The organism is Maricaulis sp., from assembly GCF_048268525.1.
GTDB lineage: Bacteria > Pseudomonadota > Alphaproteobacteria > Caulobacterales > Maricaulaceae > Maricaulis.
Genome location: NZ_JBLWVH010000001.1, coordinates 335,458 through 349,453, shown reverse-complemented (window position 1 = coordinate 349,453; position 13,996 = coordinate 335,458). Strand labels below are relative to the sequence as shown.

12 protein-coding genes are annotated in these 13,996 nt (G+C 63.5%); 4 read left to right on the top strand and 8 right to left on the bottom strand.

Features of this window, described 5'->3' with window-relative positions:
• Positions 1-230 precede the first annotated feature (230 nt).
• Both ACN0X9_RS01385 and ACN0X9_RS01380 read left to right on the top strand, forming a co-directional pair.
• Positions 231-662, top strand: coding sequence for a hypothetical protein (locus ACN0X9_RS01385; protein WP_417485847.1), 432 nt, complete (start codon positions 231-233; stop codon positions 660-662).
• Positions 663-772: 110 nt separating this feature from the next.
• Positions 773-1,417 (top strand): MarC family protein, encoded by a 645-nt coding sequence (locus tag ACN0X9_RS01380; protein ID WP_417485846.1) that lies wholly within the window; start codon positions 773-775, stop codon positions 1,415-1,417.
• Between the two features lie 28 nt (positions 1,418-1,445).
• Here ACN0X9_RS01380 and ACN0X9_RS01375 read toward each other — a convergent pair whose 3' ends face one another.
• Positions 1,446-2,036, bottom strand: a complete 591-nt coding sequence (locus tag ACN0X9_RS01375; RefSeq protein ID WP_417485845.1) for a hypothetical protein — start codon at positions 2,034-2,036, stop codon at positions 1,446-1,448.
• Positions 2,037-2,228: 192 nt separating this feature from the next.
• Between ACN0X9_RS01375 and ACN0X9_RS01370 the strand changes: the two genes are divergently transcribed.
• Entirely contained in the window at positions 2,229-2,444 is a 216-nt protein-coding gene (locus ACN0X9_RS01370; protein WP_011642312.1) for a hypothetical protein, read from the top strand.
• Here the strand turns inward: ACN0X9_RS01370 and aguB are convergent.
• The 4 genes from aguB to ACN0X9_RS01350 all read right to left on the bottom strand — a co-directional run bounded on the left by aguB (position 2,420) and on the right by ACN0X9_RS01350 (position 8,831).
• On the bottom strand, positions 2,420-3,277 hold the full coding sequence (gene aguB / locus ACN0X9_RS01365) for an N-carbamoylputrescine amidase (protein WP_417485844.1): 858 nt from the start codon (positions 3,275-3,277) through the stop codon (positions 2,420-2,422). The genes ACN0X9_RS01370 and aguB overlap by 25 nt on opposite strands.
• A 5-nt stretch (positions 3,278-3,282) precedes the next feature.
• Positions 3,283-4,479: a serine hydrolase domain-containing protein gene (locus ACN0X9_RS01360; RefSeq protein WP_417485843.1), complete on the bottom strand. Its 1,197-nt coding sequence runs from the start codon at positions 4,477-4,479 to the stop codon at positions 3,283-3,285.
• Positions 4,480-4,482: 3 nt separating this feature from the next.
• Entirely contained in the window at positions 4,483-5,496 is a 1,014-nt protein-coding gene (locus ACN0X9_RS01355) for an agmatine deiminase family protein (RefSeq protein ID WP_417485842.1), read from the bottom strand.
• 122 nt (positions 5,497-5,618) lie between these two features.
• Positions 5,619-8,831 carry a TonB-dependent receptor gene (locus tag ACN0X9_RS01350; RefSeq protein WP_417485841.1) on the bottom strand — a complete coding sequence of 1,071 codons (3,213 nt, stop codon included), beginning with the start codon at positions 8,829-8,831 and terminating at the stop codon, positions 5,619-5,621.
• A 323-nt stretch (positions 8,832-9,154) separates the two neighbouring features.
• Here ACN0X9_RS01350 and ACN0X9_RS01345 point away from each other — a divergent pair, with 323 nt between their 5' ends.
• Positions 9,155-10,735, top strand: a complete 1,581-nt coding sequence (locus tag ACN0X9_RS01345; RefSeq protein ID WP_417485840.1) for an ArnT family glycosyltransferase — start codon at positions 9,155-9,157, stop codon at positions 10,733-10,735.
• Here ACN0X9_RS01345 and argC read toward each other — a convergent pair.
• From argC to ACN0X9_RS01330, 3 genes are read right to left on the bottom strand one after another with little or no spacing between them, the layout of a single operon-like run.
• Positions 10,714-11,661 (bottom strand): N-acetyl-gamma-glutamyl-phosphate reductase, encoded by a 948-nt coding sequence (argC, locus tag ACN0X9_RS01340; protein WP_417485839.1) that lies wholly within the window; start codon positions 11,659-11,661, stop codon positions 10,714-10,716. The two genes, ACN0X9_RS01345 and argC, sit on opposite strands and share 22 nt — an antisense overlap.
• Entirely contained in the window at positions 11,658-12,983 is a 1,326-nt protein-coding gene (locus ACN0X9_RS01335; protein ID WP_417485838.1) for an acetylglutamate kinase, read from the bottom strand. The genes argC and ACN0X9_RS01335 overlap by 4 nt, the downstream gene beginning before the upstream one ends.
• Positions 12,980-13,993 carry an N-acetylornithine carbamoyltransferase gene (locus ACN0X9_RS01330; protein ID WP_417485837.1) on the bottom strand — a complete coding sequence of 338 codons (1,014 nt, stop codon included), beginning with the start codon at positions 13,991-13,993 and terminating at the stop codon, positions 12,980-12,982. Before ACN0X9_RS01330 ends, ACN0X9_RS01335 begins: the two co-directional genes overlap by 4 nt.
• Between the last annotated feature and the right edge of the window lie 3 nt (positions 13,994-13,996).

Sequence of the window (13,996 nt, the reverse complement as noted above, 5' to 3'; positions counted from 1 at the left end):
CCCTGATGCTCCAACACCATCCGCACGGCCCGCGCGCGCACTTCCGGTGAATATCGCTTCATCGTCTTCGTCATGGCTCTACCTTCTCAAGGTTCAGAGCCGCCGGAAAACCCGGGGCGGTTCAGGCCTTCGCGCCATGGCGCGGTGGGGCTTGTCATCAACCTGATCCATCCAAGAAAGGACCTGCCATGTCACGTCGCCTCCCCTGCCAACACCGTCGGAATTCTGGTTTGGCGCATCCGCGCCTCCGACCGGCCGGGGAGGCGCCCGACCCGAACCTCCGTGACGGCGCGACTGCCGGGCGCCATTGCCTCGGCGCGGCGGCGATTGCGCTCAATAGCGGCGATGACGCGGCGGCGCGCAAACTGCTCGGCCTGGCCAGGGATTTCATCGCCCAAGCGCGCGCCAATGTGGCGCTGGCGCGTGAGCAATTGCGGCTGGCGGCGGAAAACGAAATTGCCGAGCGTGACGCGGAGATCGCCTGGTACAAGGCGGCCGGAATGTCGGTCGAGGAGGTCGAGCTCGATCTGCAAGTCCGCGAGGATGCCGAACGCATCCGACGAGCGCGTGAGGCTGGTGATCCCGAACCCGAGCCGCGCTGGCCGGAGAGCTGGGAGCTGGTGGAGGGTGGCCGCGGCGCCAGGCCGGGCGGTAAGCAATGATCGTCCTTATCTTCGTTTTTGCATACCTCACCTGCCTGTCTATGCGTGAGATTTTCCGTGACCTTCGGGCCGCGCCCGGTTATGCGGGCCACTGAAACAGGAATGCCGCCATGCTTGAGATATTCACCTCTGCCCTCGTCACGTTTTTCGTGGCCATCGACCCGCCCGGTGTCGCGCCGATCTTTGCGTCATTGACCAATGGCGCGCCGAATGCGCACCGCCGGGCCATGGCGATCAAGTCTGTCGTGATCGCGACCGGCGTCCTGCTGGGCTTTGCCCTGGGCGGCGGCTGGTTGCTGAATGCGATGCATATCAGCCTCGACGCCTTCCGGATTGCCGGTGGCGTATTGCTGTTCCTGATGGCCCTGGAAATGATCTTCGAGAAGCGCACCGAGCGACGTGAAGGTCGGGCCGAGTCGATCATGGACGAGCATGACGCCCATCCGGAAACCTGGGAGGACATCTCGGTCTTCCCGATGGCGATCCCGATGCTGGCCGGTCCCGGCGCGATTGCCACGGTCATGCTCTACATGTCGGATGCCGGTGGCTGGGCCGAGCGCGGTGTCGTACTGGCCGCTGCTGGCGTGATCCTGGTGGTCTGCCTTGTCACCTTCCTCGCGATCGGACCGGTGATGCGGGTCATCGGCGACTCCATGGCCGCCATGATCACCCGCATCCTCGGCGTCATCCTCGCCGCCCTTGCGGCCCAGTTCATCATTGACGGCATACTCGGCGCGCTGGTGAACGCGCACTGATCCGTTCCGGGCTGCGTCGGGCGAATGGCTAGTCGGCGACGCGGGTCAGCGTCATCGACAGGGTGGGAAAGCACAGACCGGTCGGGTCGCAATACTGGCCGGTCTCGGTCCAGCTGTCCGGCGTGAACACGGCCTCATACACAACCCGGCCATGCGGGCCGAGCGGGATCTCCCAAGTGTAGCCGGTCTCGGTGACCTCCATGGCGAAGCCGTCGGCGCCATTCATGGCCGTGGCCGCGAACATCTCGTAGCCGCCCTGGTCGGTCAGGCGGACAATACCGCCGGCATCATGGACCAGCCTTCCGTCCTCACCTGTGCCGGACGGCGCGTAGCCGCGCCCCCGGATCAGGACCAGATGACCATCGGCGACGGATTCGACCCGCTCGAAGACGTCAAAGGTTTCGCGTTCGCGGTTCGGATTGATCGACCATCCCGAGCCCTCCCAGGTCCCGACCATTGCGGCCAGAGCCTCGCCCGGCCGCGGCGTGTCGGCAGTGTCCTGGGCCAGGACCGGGGCGGCGGTCATGACAGTCGCCGCCAGCGCAGCCGCCAGCGCGGTCGCCCGCTGCCGGACGGTACGGCCACGCTGGCCGGGATTGGATGTCTGATGGATCGGCATATCGGTTCTCCTCGTTCGAATGCATAAGAACTTTATAAATTAAAGAACTTCTTGCAACGAGGGATTCAGGGCGAGTCTGTCCCCCGGATTTGCCGGGCCGGGAGCCGGAAACCAAGTATTAGCCCATTTCTGCCATGCTGAAGCCATAGAGGGGTCGATGATAACGACCACGCGGGGGTGTTGGAGGATTGCATGGGCTACAGCCTTGCCATGCTGCTCAGCGCAGCGACCGTGACCGCCGGCGGGCTGACCGCCTCGGCTTTCAGCCTGACCCAGGGACAAACGGACCAGGCCATCGCCTTTGGATGGCCGGCCATTGCCGTCGCCTTTGTGGTGGTGATGTTGATGCCAACCGGGCGCCGGCGCCGCAAGACGCCGGACCGTCAGGACGAACGTGGCGTGAAATAGGGCTCGTAGAGATCCGGACGCCGGTCGCGGAAAAAGCCCCAGGCGGCGCGGTGGCGTTGCAGATAGTCCAGATCGAACTCACCCGTCACCAGACCAGTTTCCGACCGGCCCAGCTCGCTGACCTTCTCGCCGGTATGGCTGGCCACGAAGGACGAGCCGTAGAACACCTGCCCGCCCTCATCGCCGATCCGGTTGGCCGCAAGCACCGGAATCACGTTCGACACCGCATGCCCCTGCATCGCCCTTTGCCAGCGCGCAGCGGTATCCAGACTGTCATCATGGGGTTCCGAGCCGATCGCCGTCGGATAGAGCAGGACTTCGGCGCCCAGCAGGGTCATCGCGCGGGCCGCTTCCGGGAACCACTGGTCCCAGCAAATGCCGACACCGACCTTGCCGAACCTGGTGTCCCAGACCTTGAAACCGGTATTGCCGGGCCGGAAGTAGAATTTCTCCATATAGCCCGGCCCGTCGGGAATATGGCTCTTGCGGTAGACCCCCAGGGCGGAACCATCGGCATCGAGCATCACCAGCGAATTGTAATAATGCGGCCCGTCCCGCTCATAGATCGAGACGGGGATAACCACGCCCAGCTCGGCCGCCAGTGGTTGCAGGGCGGTGACGCAGGGATGGTCCATGGCCGGATACGCCGTCTCGAAGAAGGCCTCGTCCTGGACCTTGCAGAAATACGGGCCCTGGAAGAGTTCCGGCGGCAGGATGACCTGCGCGCCCTGGCCCGCGGCGTCGCGGATCAATTCGCTGACTGTGGCGATATTGGCCGTCATGTCCGACCCGAAAGCGGCCTGCAGGCCGGCGACCTTGAGTGTGCGTGCCATCGCGCTCAGTCCTCTTCGAAACGATCGAGCCAGCTGCCCGTACCATTGCCCGTGCGTAGATCCATCACCGTCGGCCATAGCCACCAGGCCGGCCGGTTGTCGGAATTCCAGAGCGCTACAAAGGCGAAACCGGTCTCCGGTTCAAGCACGATCTGCGCGCCATAGCCGGACAGATAGCCGGAGTGGAGGACCAGGGTCCGGCCTTCCCAGTCATAAATGCGCCAACCCAGCCCGTACCAGGTCTGGTCGACGCGCTGGCGCAGATCGCCCAGACGGCGGGTTTCGCGCAGGGTCACGGTCAGCGGTGCATGGATGCGGCCGCGCACGGTGTCCGACAGGCCGGGCCGGGTCCCCAATTGCAATTGCGCCCAGACGATCATGTCGTCCAGCGACAGGTTGAGGCCGGAGGCTGACGGAATGCTGTCATAGGGCGTCGCCGGATCGCCCGCGATATTGATCACCCGCCGCCAGCCACTGTGCGGACGGGCCCAGGATGGAGAGGCCGTCAGCGCCGCGGTTCCGACAGACGCCGCCGGCAGGCCGAGCGGTTCCAGCAGGCGGGCTCGCAATGTCTGGGAGAAGTCTTCGCCGGTCGCATCGGCGACCACGGTCTCAAGCGCCGAGAAGGCGATGTTCTGATAGGTGTAGCAATCGCCGACCGGACACAGAAGATCGACCGAAGCCAGCCGGTTGCGGATGCGGGCCGGTGACTGCCCGGCTTCCAGATCGAGATCATAGGCATTGGGCGGCAGGCCGGTGCGGTGACTGGCGATTTCCTCCAGCGTCGGCTGACGACTGCCTTGCAGACGCAGGACATCGCCGGGCACGGGCGCGGCGAGATCGATCACCCCGTCCGCTTCCAGCATGCCAAGCAAGGTGCCCGTGAATGTCTTGGAGACCGAGGCGGCGCGGAACAAGGTTTCGCGCGTCACCGCATCGCCACTGCCGGCAGCGGTTTCGCCATGCGTGTAGACGAAGACAGGCTCGCCCTGCTCGATCACGGCCGCGACAAGGCCGACTATGCGCCGGTCCGACATGGCCGCATCGAGGCGAGCTTCCAGACTGTCGAGATAGGGATAGGCCGACCGCGCATCGGTCAGGCCGGTTGGCAACGGTTGGGGGGCAACCGCTTCAGGAGTCTGCGCGCCCGCGAGGGCAGACAGGGTCAGGCTGAACGCGGCGGTCAGAACGGTTCGGATCAATCCTTACTCTCCGGCTTGGTGACAGGTCACACAGTGAAATGCCCCTCCGCCGGTGAGTATGGCACGCGATGCCAATCCGACCACCTCGTGCTGCGGGAAAATATCACGCAAGGCCGCAACAGCCGCATCGCCGGCCGCCTGATCATAAACCGGGACCACAACATGACGCGGGCCAACGACCCAGTTCATGTGGCTGGCCGGCACGATGTCGCCATCGCCCAGATCAACCCGGCCCGGTGACGGGATACGCCGGACGTCCAGCCGGCGGCCGCGGGCATCCGTCATCCCGGCCAGTTGGGCCGCAATGGCGTCCAGCGCTTCGGCCTGGGGGTCATCATCGCCCCACGGGCTCTGGCAGACCACCACGCCGGGTGCGGCGAAGCGGGCAATATTGTCGACATGGCCATCCGTGTGGTCGGCCAGCAGGCCTTCGTCGATCCACAATACTTTCCCGACACCGAGTGCCTCTTTCAGCACGGCTTCGACCTCGGCCTCACTGCGGCCCGGATTGCGATTGTCATTGAGCAGGCACTGGCGCGTGGTGAGCAATGTGCCCTCGCCGTCAAACTCCAGAGCGCCGCCTTCGGCGACCAGATCGACACGGCGTTCGGTGGCGCCGGCCAGCCTGGCGATGACGCCGCCGATCGTATCGTCGCCCGGCAGCTCATACTTGCCGCCCCAACCATTGAAGCGGAAACGGACCGCCACTGCCTCGCCGCGATCCCGCAGGAATACCGGCCCGGTATCACGGGCCCAGACGTCACCGAACGCCGCGCGGACAATGGTCGCCCGCGAGCCCAGGGCCCGCCGGGCAGAGGCCTCGGCCTGATCCGTCGCGGCCAGGATCGTCAGATCGAGTGTCTGGCCGGTCGCCGATGGCGTGGTCACGGCCTTCAGGAAGGCCGCGAACTCGGCTTGCGCCGGCTCCAGATTCTCCTCCCACAGCTCGGCATCGGACGGCCAGCAGGTGAACAGGCGGGACGGGTCGGCAGTTTCGTGGGGAAGCTCTATCGTCATGGCCGCGCATCTATCATGCAGCCAGGGTCTTGGCGAGCGGCAAAAAAGCCGGAGCGACCACGCCCAAAAAAGAAGGGCGACCCGAGGGCCGCCCTTCCTGTTCAACAGTCTGAGTCTGCGACTTAGAAGTTGTAGCGCAGGCCAACGCGGACCGACCAGAGCGAAGCATCGCCAACCCGTGTCGTCGTCGTCGGGTTGTTGAAGTTCGAATAAGCGAACTGGGTGCTGCCATTCGTCAGTTCGGCATCGACCACCCGGTTACGACGCGGGAAGCCAGCCTCGTTGAGGATGCCCCACTCGTCGTTCAGCAGGTTGGTGAAGTTGTCGATGTCGAGGAAGATCTGCGAACGATGACCTTCCATGAAACCAGGCATGTCCTGCGCGATACGCAGATCAGCCTTGGTCCACCAACCACCCTGGTCGCCATTGCGATCGGCGAAGCCGCCCGCATTGCCGCTCAGGCCGGCCTCATTGATGAAGTCGAAGAAGGCCGTGACTTCAGCCGCCGACATGGCGGACAGGTCGACATTCGGGTCCGACGGGCCGGTCGGCACGTAGAGGAGCCAGTTATCGCCCGACAGGAACGGGTTGAAGTTCGTCAGGTCACCACCGCCATTGGCGTTCATGGTGTAGCTGAACGGACGTCCCGAGGTGGCCATCGCGAAGAGGCTGAAGCGGGTCGCATAGTCCTGAACGAACTCGTGCTCGTAGTTCACGTTGAGCGTGAAGCGGTTCTCGATGTTGTAGTTCGAGAGCGACGCCACTTCATCATTCGCGCCGACAAAGGCACGGCTCGTATAGTTCGAGAAGGCAACCGACGAGGTCATCGGCTGGACGTCTTCAGCGTCATTGTAGGCGTAGCCGAAGACCCAGTTCAGACCGAAGTCATAGTCTTTCGCGATCGTGAAGGCGAAGTTGATGCTTTCAGCGTTGACGTCCGTATTCGTCAGCTCCAGCGTACCCGGCGAATTGACCGAAGAGTACAGCGGGAAGCCAGCCGGGCCGGTGCCGGTCTCGACCAGGTCACGACGCGTGATGATCGCGGCGTTATGGTCCTGCGACCAGAGCAGGTCGGCATTGATGCGGTAGTCACCGCCCAGGAAGTTATCCATCGGAACGTACAGGTCATACGTACCACCGATGGAGACTTTCCACTCACCCGGAATTTCGAAGTTCGGGTCGAGATTGTTCATCTCGAAGCCCGGCGAACCATTCCCGGCCGCAACAGCGTCGATCAGCTGCGACGGAACCGAGTAACCCGGTCCGGCACCATCCGGATAGACAATGCCTGCATCGAACAGCGTCGTGAAACCGGCACCGTAGAAGAGGCCTTCATTCACGCCGAACTGGGAGATGAAGTCGGTCGAGTAGGTGTTGGAGAGCCAGACGTTCGGATCACCACCGGAGAAGAGACCGAAGCCACCACGCAGGGAGAGATCGTCATTGACATCCCACTGGACGCCGACACGCGGCTGAAGCAGGTCACGACCGTCCATGCTCTGGGCGTTCGAGTAGCCGTAGGATGCGAGGAAGTTCGCATTCTCGGCCGGGCTGTCGTCCGAGGTGTAGAAGTCGTAGCGCAGGCCCGCAGTGATCACGACGCCATTGCCCAGGTCCCACTCGTCCTGTGCGTACAGGGCGTTGGAAGCGTAGGACCAGTCAGCAGCCGCATCGGCCGGGTTCAGGCTCGGTGCGTTGTTGTAGTCGATGTCGTCCGGGATACCATTGCGGAAGTCTGCAATGCTGTCGAAATCGTACTGGCCGATCGTGTGCTGGACGAAGAGGTTGAAGATCTCCGTCTCTTCACGCTCGTAACCGAACGAGAAGGTGTGATCGTTCCAGGTGTACGTACCGCGGGCGGTCACGTTGAACACGGTGTAGTTCAGCTCGTTCGACTGACGCGAGTCGTCTTCACCGATATAGATCGTGTTGCGCTGACCGGTGCCGTCGATGGCGACCGTATTGCTGTCGGTGATGCGCATTTCGCCGAAGCCGTCATTGCCGATCGAATCCTGGGTGTTGACCAGGTCGGTAAAGCCGATGCGAACTTCGGTGGAGAAATTGTCGGTCCAATCCGAATACAGAGAGCCGACATAACGGTTCAGCTCGGCGCCACGCTGGTACAGGTGGTTGGAGAATTCGAACTCGTTCGGGTCACCATCGGACGCGGTGATGTTGAAGCCGTCATTGTAGAGATAGACGAAGTCAGCACGGTGTTGGTTGTTGATTTCCCAGTCGAAGCGAACCAGCAGCTTGTCGTCTTCATTCGGGAAGCTCGTCGGTGCGAAGCCCGGATCGTAGTTGTAGACGGTGCGGGCAATGTCGAGGATTTCGTCAAACTCGGCCTGCGTGAAGCCGGCAACTTCGTTCAGGGCGCCAGAACCTTCAACGCCGCGCGTGAAGGTGTTGGCACCTTCGAGGTGCTCGTAGTTCACGAAGAAGAAGAGACGATCTTCGATGATCGGGCCACCCACGTGGAAACCGTAGCGCTGCTCGTCGAATTCCGGAGCCTGAACGCCAGACCCTTCAAGGCTGTCGCCCTGCATGGAGTCGCTGGTGTAATCGTAGAAAGCGCCGCCGTGGAACTCGTTGCCGCCGGATTTGGTGACGGTGTTGATGTTACAGGCCGAGAAGCCGCCGTAGAAAACGTCGAACGGAGCCAGCTCAACAGCGACCTGCGACAGGGCGTCAAACGGGAAGGGCTGACGCTCGGTCGGGAAACCGTTGCGGTTCAGGCCGAAACCGTCATTGATGCGGACACCGTCGAGGGTCAGCGAGTTGAAGCGCGAGTTGGCGCCGGCACACTGGATGCCGTCGACGTCGGCTTCATCGACATAGATGCGCGGATCGGTACGGATGATGTCGTTGATCGTCCGGTTGACCGACGGCAGACGCTCGAGGTCCTGCTGGGTGAACACGGCCGACGGGCCGACAGCAACTTCAACGGCGTTGATGGCGGATGCCGTCACGACGATGACGTCAGCCGACGCGGAGTCGAGACGCAGGTTGAGGTCGGTGGCAGCGCCAAGCTCGACATAGACACCTTCAACGCGCTGGCCGGCATAACCCGGTGCCGACACGGTGACGATGTAAGGTCCGCCAGGACGAAGGTTGTCAGCGGCGAAGGAACCGGTCGAACCGACCGTTGCGGTCCGCACGGAGCCGGTCGGCACGTGCTGGACTGTGACCGAGGCACCGGCCATGGAAGAGCCGTCGCTGGACGAGACAGAACCGGAGATCGAACCGGTCGTCTCCTGCGCGTAAACCGCAGCCGGAGCTGCAGCCAGCAGGGCGATGGCCGCCGTGCCGAGAGAAAGTTTCTTAGTAAAAGACATTGATCATGTCCCCCGATAAACCGAAGAGCGAGGAAGAGTTCCCCGTACGAAGCAAGCGCCGTCTACGCCGGGCGCTCGAACTTTCCAAGACATCTACGCGAAGCTTTTGTGACAGCCCGCGCCTCGCCCTCGTCAAAGACACCCCTTCGCGAGCGCAGCAAATCGCAAGATATGTGTGTGCAGCCGCACAAAACCTCAAAATCCGCGACGTTCAGAAATTTTCGCCGAAGTTTTTTATCCCCACGGCTCTTTACGGCCAGAGTCGAAAAGCGCATAGGCTGCGGCGAAAATGTAACACTTTTAGGCAGCCCTCCGGACCCATCATGCCCGAGTCACCCATCGCTTCTCCGCTGAGTCGGGACACCTGGACCCGCGCCGCGATTGTCCTGATCGTCGGCTTCGCGGTCCTGCGTATCATCGCGCTCGCGATCAGCCCGGTGTCGCTCTATCAGGACGAGTCCCAGTACTGGGTCTGGTCGCGTCAGTTCGACTGGGGCTATTACTCCAAGCCACCGATGATCGCCTGGTTGATCAGCCTGTCGACCGGCATCCTCGGCGACAGTGATTTCGCGATCCGCTTGCCGGCGACGCTCCTGCATACCGGAACCGCGACTTTCCTGATGCTCGGGGCACGGCAATTATGGGATGAGCGGACCGGATTCTGGACTGCCGCCCTCTATCTCACCATGCCGGGGATCTGGCTGTCCGGCTTCGTGATCTCCACCGATGCCGTGCTTTTCCTGGCCTGGTCAGCGGGTCTGTACGCGCTCCTCCGCTTGCGGGCGGGCGGTGGCTGGGGCGCCGCGATCGGACTCGGTTTTGCGCTGGGTTTCGGCTTCCTGTCCAAATACGCGATGATCTATTTCCTGGTCTCGACCGGTCTGGCCATCCTCTTCGATGAGCCATCGCGGCGGGCCTTGCTGAGCCTTCGTGGCGCCGCGGCGCTGGCCATATTCCTCGCCCTCCTTGCTCCCAACCTCGCCTGGAACGCGGCCAACGACTTTGCGACGGTCACCCACACCGCCGCCAACGCCAATTGGGGTGGCGACCTGTTTCATCCCGGGGAGTTGTTCGAATTCCTGGTCGCCCAGCCCGGCGTCTTCGGACCGTTCACATTCGGCGTGCTCCTGACCCTTTTCGGCCTCACCATCTCCCGTTTCCTGCGCACCGATCCGGATCAGCGCCTGCTGGTTCTCTACGCCCTGCCGCCTCTCGCCGTTGTCGCGGTCCAGGCCTTCATCTCCCGTGCGCACGCCAACTGGGCGGCAGCGACCTATGTCGCCGGTACCCTGCTGGTAATCGGATTTTTGTTGCGCGGTGCAACATGGCGGCGCTGGGCGCTGTATGGATCAATCGGATTGCACACAATCATCGGCCTCGCCGCCATTGCGCTGGCCGCCAGTCCGGCCCTCGTGGTCGCCCTCGGGGCAGAGAACGCGACCAAGCGAATCCGCGCCTGGGACGTCACCGCCGAACAGATCCTCGCCGCCGCGGAAGCCGACGACTATGCGATGATCGTCTTCGACGACCGCAACGCCTTCCACCAGATGCAGCGCTATGCCCCCCAGCTGGAGGGGCGCATGGCCATGTGGCTGCGCTTCTCCGGACCGACCAATCATGCCGAGGATGTCTGGCCCCTGTCAGACGATCAGAACGGCCGCCTCCTGGTGATCTCGAACAGGCCCCGCGAAGTGCCGCGGCTGCGGGAAGATTTCGAGACCTTCGAAGCTGTCGGCCAGCTGGCCATCCCGCTGGATGGCCAGTACACGCGCGATTTCACGCTTTGGGAGGCCGAAGGCTATCGACGTGTCGAACGCGACGAAGCTTACGAGATCCGGTGGCAGACCTTCGATGCGTCCGACGAGGCACCACCCGCACGCGGTTATAGCGGCGACGGTCGGTAGCGCCCCTCTGGCAGGCCCAGCGCCAGGGTCAGGTTCTGCATCGCCTGAACGGCGGCGCCCTTGAGCAGATTGTCGAGCGCGCTGACAACGACCAGTCGGCGGCCGTCCGCACTGACGGCGAAACCACCGACCACCGCACCGGGCTGCCGGGCGCCATCGCGGACTTCGGGGATGTCAGAGGTCACCTGGATCAGTGGCTCGTCGGCATAGGCCCGCTCGAAGGTCGCCCGCACGTCCCCAGACGTCATGGAAGCTTTCAAGGTCAGGTGCGTGGTCGCGACAATACCACGAAAAAAGGCAGCAACATGCGGGGTGAAGCAAACGCTCTCGCCGGTATGACGCGCCATCTCGCCTTCGTGCAGATGACCGGCCAGCGCATAAGGCATGAGATTGTCGGCCAAGGCTTCGGTGTCATTCTTGCGCGAGGGCGAGGTGCCGGCACCGGAATAGCCGGACACGCCGAACACATGGACATCGCCGTCGAGCTGACCGCGCAGCGGCGCGATCGCCAGCTGGCCGGCGGTCGCATAGCAGCCCGGATTGGCGATCCGCCGTGCACCGATGAGGCGGTCCCGTCCGTAAATCTCCGGCAGGCCATAGGTCCAGGCCTCGTCGAAGCGATAATCGGCCGAAAGGTCGACGATCACGGTGCCCGCGGCGATGGCCGCCACGAAGGGAGCCGCGGCACCATTTGGCAGAGCCAGGATAACGGCGTCCACATCACGCGCCGCCACGTCGTCCGGCGACAGGGCTTCGAAGTCGAGACCAGTGGTGATTTCCGGCGCCATCTCCGCGACCGGGCGACCGGCCCATTCGCGCGAACTGGCGAAGGCCAGCTCCAGATCGTCACGCTCACCGATCAGGCGCAGGAGTTCCCGTCCGGTATGGCCGCGCGCGCCGACCAGGCCGACCCGCCGGGCGCTCATTTCGGCGCCTCGAGGGTCGGCGGCAGGGCGAAGGCCTTTTCCACCACGTCGGCCACTTCGACCGGACCCATCTCGCCGCGCCAGAACACGGTCCATTCATCCCGCCGCACCGCGCCGTCACACTCCTCGAAATAGAAGCCATTGACCGGATTATTGGTACGCGAGCGCCAGATCAGTCGCGGTGCATAATCGACCAGCCGGTTCCACACCGTCCGCCCCAGCCCCTCACCGCGCGCCTCGTCAAGGACAGCAAATTTATCAAGATAGACCCAGCCATCCAGCCGCGTGGTGATCGCTGCGGCGCGATAGCTCTCGGTGACGAAAGCCCGGTCCACAACCAGCCTGTCCCAATATCCGGAGACGGCCGACCGGCCGAAAGCCGCCTTGACCAGATCATCCAGACGCCCCAGATCGAGGCTCGACTTGTCATCGGTGGCGACAATCCGCTCACCGCGGCGGATCAGCGTGCCCGACCCGGCATGGGTGAACAGTTCGCGCGCCAGTTCTGACGGACGGGTGATGGAGACCGATGAGGACAGAGGCAGGTCGTCGAGGAGACGCTTGATCTCCTCAAGCTTGAGCCGCATCCCGCCATTGACCCAGTCGGCCTGCATCAGGTCACCAAAATCAGTCGCCAGGTTGATCGAGGACAGGATGTCGCCATCCTCGTCCAGCAAACCGCCAGTGCCGGTCAGGAAGACCACCTTGTAGGGCTGCAACGCATGCACCAAGGCCCGAACGGCGACATCGGCATTGATATTGACCAGCGTGCCATCCGGCGTCTCGCCGAGACAGGCCAGGATCGCCGCCTGCCCGGCCCTCGCCGCCGACCCCACCAGATCGAGATGGATATGGCGCGGCTCACCGACCCGGCCCAGCTTGTCCGCGTCAACGATATCGGCCTCGAACACGCCGCGCGGCACGGCAGCTGCCCGGCCGCCGGCATCGCGGATCGCATCGACCAGCGCCAGATTGGCCTGGGTCAGCGTATCCCGGATGATCGGGATCGCCTTGTCGCGGGTGACGCGCAATCCATCAACGCGCTCCGTCGGGATATCCGCCGCTTCCAGCGCTGCGTCGAGTTGCGGACCACCGCCATGAACAACGACCGGTGTCAGGCCGACCGTCTGCAGGAAGGCCAGCGCCGAAGCGAGGCCCGGAAGGTCGTCCTGGATGACCGCACCGCCGACCTTGATGACGGCGAAACGCTCCTGGTCGATGCCGGAAAAGCGGTGCAGGTATTCACGGATCTCCTTGCCGTCGCGCATGTGCGACAGCAATTGAACGATGGTCTGGCGGACGCCCGGTGCGTTCGGATTCATTCCGCCCCTCCCGGTTGTGAGGCCAGCGTTTCCATCACCGCCATCTGTACCGGCAGGCGATTGGCCGCCTCCTCGATGCCCATGAAGGCCGGACTGTCGACCACCGCGTCAGCAATCTTCACATTGCGGCGCATCGGCAGGCAGTGGCTGACGGTGGCATTATTGGTCAGGGCCATCTTTTCCGGCGTGATCATGAAGTCAGCGCCCTTGGCCCGAAGCGGGGCCTCGTCGCCCCAATTGCCATAGAAGGGCAGAGCGCCCCAGCTCTTGGCATAGACCACATCGGCACCGTTATAGGCGGCCTCGACATCCGTCGTCAGCGTTACCGAACCGCCGCCCTCGGCGGTAAAGCGCTCGGCCGCCGACATGTAGCGCTCATCGAGGCGATAGGCCTCGTCGGGCACCAGGATGCGGACATTGGCGCCGAACTTGGAAGCGATCAGCAGGGAGGAATTGGCGACCGCCGTATTGAGCGGCTTGGGATGTGGCACCCAGGTCAGAAGATAGGTCTTGTCGGCAATCGGCCCCATCCGCTCCTGAAGCGCCAGCATATGGGCCAGCTCCTGACAGGGGTGGACGATGGTTTCCATGTTGATGACCGGCACGGTGGCGTGTTTGGCGAAGGCCTCGATCAGCGGGTCCTCGCGCTCGGACTGCCAGTCCTTGAATTCCGGGAAGCAGCGGATGGCGATCAGGTCGACATAGGAGGACAGCACACGCGCGGCCTCGCGGACATGCTCTTCCTTGTCGCCATCCATCACCGCGCCATCACCGAACTCCATCGGCCAGGTCGCGCCCTTGGCGTCGAGCACGATGGCGTGGCCGCCCAGGCGTTGCGTGCCGATATCAAAAGAGGTCCGCGTCCGCAGCGACGGATTGAAGAAGACCAGCGCTACCGATTTGCCTTCGAGTGATCGGCTGACCGTGCCGGACTTGAAGGCGCTGGCTCGGTCGAGCAGGCCCTGAAGTTCGTTGCGGGTCCAATCTGCGGTCGAAAGGAAATGGCGCATGTC

What these genes read in the sequence shown, in the direction of transcription:
- ACN0X9_RS01370 (WP_011642312.1), top strand. Translation starts at nt 2,229, where the DNA reads ATGGGCTACAGCCTTGCCATGCTGCTCAGCGCAGCGACCGTGACCGCC.
- aguB (WP_417485844.1), bottom strand. Translation starts at nt 3,277, where the DNA reads ATGGCACGCACACTCAAGGTCGCCGGCCTGCAGGCCGCTTTCGGGTCG.
- ACN0X9_RS01350 (WP_417485841.1), bottom strand. Translation starts at nt 8,831, where the DNA reads ATGTCTTTTACTAAGAAACTTTCTCTCGGCACGGCGGCCATCGCCCTG.
- ACN0X9_RS01335 (WP_417485838.1), bottom strand. Translation starts at nt 12,983, where the DNA reads ATGAATCCGAACGCACCGGGCGTCCGCCAGACCATCGTTCAATTGCTG.
- ACN0X9_RS01375 (WP_417485845.1), bottom strand. Translation starts at nt 2,036, where the DNA reads ATGCCGATCCATCAGACATCCAATCCCGGCCAGCGTGGCCGTACCGTC.
- ACN0X9_RS01345 (WP_417485840.1), top strand. Translation starts at nt 9,155, where the DNA reads ATGCCCGAGTCACCCATCGCTTCTCCGCTGAGTCGGGACACCTGGACC.
- ACN0X9_RS01380 (WP_417485846.1), top strand. Translation starts at nt 773, where the DNA reads ATGCTTGAGATATTCACCTCTGCCCTCGTCACGTTTTTCGTGGCCATC.
- ACN0X9_RS01355 (WP_417485842.1), bottom strand. Translation starts at nt 5,496, where the DNA reads ATGACGATAGAGCTTCCCCACGAAACTGCCGACCCGTCCCGCCTGTTC.
- ACN0X9_RS01330 (WP_417485837.1), bottom strand. Translation starts at nt 13,993, where the DNA reads ATGCGCCATTTCCTTTCGACCGCAGATTGGACCCGCAACGAACTTCAG.
- argC (WP_417485839.1), bottom strand. Translation starts at nt 11,661, where the DNA reads ATGAGCGCCCGGCGGGTCGGCCTGGTCGGCGCGCGCGGCCATACCGGA.